The organism is Kurthia sp. Dielmo, from assembly GCF_000307285.2.
GTDB classification, from domain to species: domain Bacteria; phylum Bacillota; class Bacilli; order Bacillales_A; family Planococcaceae; genus Kurthia; species Kurthia populi.
Window position 1 is genome coordinate 33,374 of record NZ_HE578969.1, and the last position, 1,582, is coordinate 34,955.

The window sequence follows — 1,582 nt, forward strand, 5'->3', positions numbered from 1 at the left end:
TTTGGGTATTCCCGTTAATCTGATTCATGGTGATGTAGCCGAATTAGAAGATGCGATGAAAGCCTATGTGAAGTTTTGTTTGGGACCACTTTTAAAGAAGATTGAAGATGAATTAAATGCAAAAATCAAGTTAGGGAAAGATGAAAAAATTCAACTACGTGGTATTGCCATTCATGATGTCATTCAAAATTCGGAAGCTGTAGATAAATTGATTGCGTCCGGAGCTTTTAGTCGAAATGAAGTGCGTGAACTATTTGGTATGGACCGAGTAGATGATCCAGAGTTAGATGTGTATGTTTTAACGAAAAACTATGAAAAAGTAGATACGAATACAACAAAAGGAGGTGAGAGTCAGTGAAGTTAGAAGTAAAAGGTGCCATCATTTCAAATGATGATAAATGGATTTATGATTGGTTGGATATGGACAGCACAGCACCCAAAGACATTGTAGATTCGTTACCCACAACGAATGAAAATTTAGATGTCATTATTAATTCGGGTGGCGGTGACGTATATGCTGGTAGCGAAATTTACACAGCATTAAAAGAATATCCTGGTAAGGTAAATATTAAAATTGTGGGGATTGCAGCGTCTGCAGCATCTGTGATTGCGATGGCTGGTCATGTAACAATCAGTCCTACAGCACAAATTATGATTCATAACGTATCGAGCTTTGCTGCTGGGGACAATCGTACAATGCAGCATGAAGCTGATGTGCTAAAGGGATTCAATGAATCCATTGCGAGCGCTTATGTAGATAAAACAAATCAACCATTAGACGATATTTTAGAATTAATGAACAAAGAGACATGGCTTACAGCTCAACAAGCTGTTGAACTAGGATTTGCAGATGAAGTGATGTTTTCCGAGAATGTGCCAAAACTTGTCTCAACAACAGGTGGAGGTCTATCACCAGAAGTCATCAATCGCATGAAAACAATAATGAATAAAGAACCTGTTGTAAATGTAAATGTAGATATGGATGAAATCGCAAATAAAGTAATCGAAAAAATGAATATGCAAAGCGAGCCACCAAAACCACAAAATAAAGGATTTGGACGGTTCGTTTTTTAATTTAACTAGGAGGTCATATAGATGACAATTAATTTAACAAATGATTTTAAAACAGCACGACAAAACTTTTTAAATGCCGTACAAAATGGTGAACCAGAAGAAAAACAAGGCGAGTTATATGCCGAAATGATTAATGAACTATTTGAAGAAACGAAAAAGCAAGCGCGCGCAGAAGCCGAAAAATTCGCTGCGACAACGCCAGCTGAAGCTAAGATGACGGCACGTGAACGTACATTCTTTAATGCGATTAATACAGAAGTTGGTTACAAAGAAGAAACGCTTTTACCAGAAGAAACAATTGATCGCATCTTTGAAGATTTAACAACTGCACATCCACTACTAGCTGAAATCGGCTTACAAAATGCCGGATTGCGTTTGAAGTTCTTAAAATCAGAAACATCTGGTACAGCTGTATGGGGCAAAATCTTTGGTGATATTAAAGGGCAATTAGATGCAGCATTTAATGATGAAGAAGAAATTCAAAATAAATTAACGGCATTTGTTGTCG

2 protein-coding genes and 1 pseudogene are annotated in these 1,582 nt (G+C 37.0%); all 3 read left to right on the plus strand.

The features are described 5' to 3' along the window. The coding region (locus tag KTHG_RS20580; RefSeq protein WP_139996313.1) for a phage portal protein at positions 1–358 on the plus strand (358 nt) is incomplete at its 5' end. Further along, entirely contained in the window at positions 355–1,074 is a 720-nt protein-coding gene (locus KTHG_RS20585; RefSeq protein WP_186439708.1) for a head maturation protease, ClpP-related, read from the plus strand. The genes KTHG_RS20580 and KTHG_RS20585, both read left to right, overlap by 4 nt. Positions 1,075–1,095: 21 nt before the next feature. Continuing rightward, positions 1,096–1,582, plus strand: a pseudogene (locus tag KTHG_RS20590) (phage major capsid protein); the annotation flags it as partial.